Raw genomic sequence first — 3,562 nt, forward strand, 5'->3', positions numbered from 1 at the left:
TGAACATGACCATGTTCATTTACTTGTAAATTATCCACCTAAAGTTGCTATCTCTAGCCTAGTAAATAGTCTAAAAGGAGCATCTAGCCGTATTTTACGAAAGAAACACCCTGAAATTAGAAACAAATTATGGGGAAATGCCCTATGGTCGCCTAGCTATTTCGCTGCATCATGTGGTGGTGCACCTATTGGAATTATTAAACAATACATTCAACAACAGCAAACACCGCATTAGCAATCCTAGCTAATCCCCACAAGGGGGACTAGCGGATTGCAGCCTTATATCCCCGCCCTGAAGGGCGAGGTTTTACGGCTAAAGGGATAAAACATCTATATTTATAGGTATAAAATATTACATATAATTTAAATGTAAATACTTCACCCAAGGGTTTAAGATAAACTTATGATTCCTGAAAAGAAAAAAGTAGTACTTTATAAAGCAATTGAACTTTTCAACCAATTTGGATATACCAATGTTGGTATAGATCTTATTATCTCTGAGTCAAAAGTAGCAAAAATGACTTTTTATAAGTATTTCCCATCAAAAGATCTGCTTATTACAGAGTGTTTAATTGAAAGGGATTTACTTATTCGAGATGGAATTACAAAAGCTATTTCTACAGTAGAACAAGAACCATTAAAGAAATTAAAAGCTATTTTCAATTGGTTTAATGGGTGGTTTAAACAAGATGATTTTTTTGGCTGTATGTTTATTAAAGCATTAGGACAGTTACATATGAACCCTAGCGCTTTAAATGTGGCTAAATCACACAAGCAATGGCTAATAGACCAAATTAATAACATCTTAATAGATATGAATATTATTAATTATGACATAGCTCTTCAAATTTACCTTGTATTAGACGGATCAATCATTCGCGAACAACAATTTAAGGATAATTTAGCTATTACTTATGCATGGGATATGACTCTTTCTATTATTTCAGCAAGTAATGAACAACGAATTTGACAGCCTCCCTGACTTAAAGGGCAGGTTTTTACGGCTAAACTGATAAATCTTCCTCTTGATATTCGGCTCATAAAAAGAGCCGAATATGCTATATATTTAACTCATTGTTTTATTTATTCAGGCTGTGTGTTGCAACTGATGGTCAGTTGTGGGAATTTTTTCTTTAATTCTGCAAGTGAATTATTTGTTAATTCTTTTGCAGAATTTCGGATTGAATATAGTCGATTGTTGTCTTGTTTTAAATTATACGCTTCATTCATCAATGCTTCTGTCGCACTTTTCATTTCATAATATCTGTATGTTGCTGCGAAATTGAAGCAAACCAGTAAAATTAAGCTGACTACAAGCAGTAATATTGCATTTGATCCAAAGAATTTGAAGTTCATCTTTTTACGCATTTTCGAGCATACAAGCTCTTGGGCTTCGATGATTTCATTACTTTTCAGCATTATTTTATCTGCGTGATCAAGTTGTGCTTGTAATAGCTTTTGTGATTCGTCATTAATCTCTTTGTTTTTGTTTCTCATTAAGCTGATTGTATTTGTATAAGACTCTGAAATTAAATTGTTTAGTTCAGATACATTTTTAGAAAACTGGTCACTGCTATTCTCTATTTGTGCTTTAAATTGAAGCATGATTTCTAATGTTTTATTATCAATTTCTACAACGATTTTATTCTTTTGCTCATCTAATTTTTCAGCAATTTGCGTTAAGAAATTCATATTTTCTTTAACAAGTTTGTGTGTGTAATTGACACATTCTTCTTCAACTTCTTGAAATGTTGTTGAAACTCTGCGAATTGCATTAGTCATATTTGTATTAAAAGCTGTGACATGATTTTGAAAATCTTTTAAAGAAATCACATGATCTTTTTCAATTTTTTCTACTTTTTTGACAAGATTTGAGTAACTTAAATCAATGTTTTTGAGTGCATTTTCATTAGATTCTTGAATTGATCTTTCAAATTGAAGTGTGAGTGTCGAAATAACATCTTTTTTAAAGTCTGCTGAAATTGTTCTTACTATTTTTGCACGTACATCATCTGAGTTCTTCTCAAGATCATTGATCATTTTTTCGTGCTGTTCATCAATTTTTGTGATTGATGAATCGACCAGGGTTGTTAATTTTTGCATTTTTTGTGATAAAAATTGAATGATTTCTTCTTGTTTTTTAATATTATTTTGAGCTTGATTCGTTGCATCTATTAAATTACTAAACTCAATATTATTTAAGAAATTTTCGACATTGCTTTCAATATTTTCTTGCGAATTTATCATATAACTATTTAATTCTTTTAATAAATTTATATGTTGTTTTTTTTCTTCATTAAGTGATGCAGATAGTTTTTGTAATAAGTCTTTCAGTGCAACAAGTGCATTCGTAACGTCCATAAAATCCCCAAATTAACTAAAAAGGTCTAAATTGATCTGAAGCTTCAGCAATAGCCTGTAACCGTGTTTGCTCTGCCTTACGTTCTGCTTCAGCTTTATGCTTTGCTTCGGCTTCAGTAATAGCTCGTAATCGTACCTGCTCTTCTACCTTACGTTCTGCTTTCACTTTAGCCTGACGATTTTCTTCGGCCTTCGCTTCAGCAATAGCCTGCAACCGCGTTTGCTCTGCCTTGCGTTCTGCTTCAGCTTTCATCTTGTTTATCCCTTTAGCCGTAAAACCTCGCCCTTCAGGGCGGGGATATAAGGCTGCAATCCGCTAGTCCCCCTTGTGGGGATTAGCTAGGATTGCTAATGCGGTGTTTGCTGTTGTTGAATGTATTGTTTAATAATTCCAATAGGTGCACCACCACATGATGCAGCGAAATAGCTAGGCGACCATAGGGCATTTCCCCATAATTTGTTTCTAATTTCAGGGTGTTTCTTTCGTAAAATACGGCTAGATGCTCCTTTTAGACTATTTACTAGGCTAGAGATAGCAACTTTAGGTGGATAATTTACAAGTAAATGAACATGGTCATGTTCACCGTCAAATTCAACTAACTCTGCTTCAAAGTCTATACAGACACGCTCAAAGACCTCTTTCATGGTTAAAAGCATTTCTTTTGAAAATACATCTCTACGATATTTAGCCACGAAGACTAAATGAACGTGCATGTTAAAAACACAGTGTCGACCTGTTCTAATCTCTTGACTATTACTCATAGACCAAATATATTTAAATAATGAAAACACTTAAATTACGCATAAAAGACAAACATTGCAAGGTGCTAGACCAACTCGCATCTGAGGTGAACTTTGTTTGGAATTATGTCAATGATTTGTGTTTTAAGCATCTCAAAAAAACAGGGAAATTCTTCTCAGCCTATGATGTTGCGAAATACACCAAAGGCACATCAAAAGAGTGTGGCTTGCATAGCCAAACTGTTCAAGCAGTGACAGAAGAACTCATCATAAGACGCAAACAGTTTAAGAAAGCCAAGCTGAATTGGCGTGTAAGTAATAAGAAATCTGCAAGACGTTCACTCGGTTGGATTCCATTCAAAAAAGTTGCTGTGAAGTACGCTGATGGCTATGTTCAATACGGTAAACATCAATTCAAACTATGGGATAGCTACGGACTTTCAAAATACAAAGTTAAGAC

5 protein-coding genes and 1 pseudogene are annotated in these 3,562 nt (G+C 33.8%); 3 read left to right on the forward strand and 3 right to left on the reverse strand.

The annotated features are described in order from the left end of the window. Both tnpA (AC1MPL_RS00215) and AC1MPL_RS00220 read left to right on the forward strand, forming a co-directional pair. Window positions 1-235, forward strand: a 235-nt coding sequence (tnpA, locus tag AC1MPL_RS00215; protein WP_479763297.1) for an IS200/IS605 family transposase, incomplete at its 5' end; no start/stop codon positions are given. 168 nt (window positions 236-403) lie between these two features. Further along, window positions 404-970 (forward strand): TetR/AcrR family transcriptional regulator, encoded by a 567-nt coding sequence (locus tag AC1MPL_RS00220; protein ID WP_479763298.1) that lies wholly within the window; start codon window positions 404-406, stop codon window positions 968-970. A 113-nt stretch (window positions 971-1,083) separates the two neighbouring features. Here AC1MPL_RS00220 and AC1MPL_RS00225 read toward each other — a convergent pair whose 3' ends face one another. From AC1MPL_RS00225 to tnpA (AC1MPL_RS00235), 3 genes are all read right to left on the reverse strand, one after another. Beyond that, entirely contained in the window at window positions 1,084-2,361 is a 1,278-nt protein-coding gene (locus AC1MPL_RS00225) for a hypothetical protein (RefSeq protein WP_479763300.1), read from the reverse strand. Between the two features lie 16 nt (window positions 2,362-2,377). Then, a complete protein-coding gene (locus AC1MPL_RS00230; protein WP_479763302.1) occupies window positions 2,378-2,614 on the reverse strand; it encodes a hypothetical protein in 237 nt (78 codons plus the stop codon). Between the two features lie 95 nt (window positions 2,615-2,709). Continuing rightward, complete coding sequence (gene tnpA, locus AC1MPL_RS00235; RefSeq protein ID WP_479763252.1) at window positions 2,710-3,123, reverse strand: IS200/IS605 family transposase; 414 nt, start codon at window positions 3,121-3,123, stop codon at window positions 2,710-2,712. Window positions 3,124-3,143: 20 nt separating this feature from the next. On the opposite strand from tnpA (AC1MPL_RS00235), the pseudogene AC1MPL_RS00240 reads away from it, so the two are divergent. After that, window positions 3,144-3,562 (forward strand): annotated as a pseudogene (locus AC1MPL_RS00240) (RNA-guided endonuclease TnpB family protein); the annotation flags it as partial.

It is taken from the genome of Acinetobacter sp. N1-1, assembly GCF_056711485.1.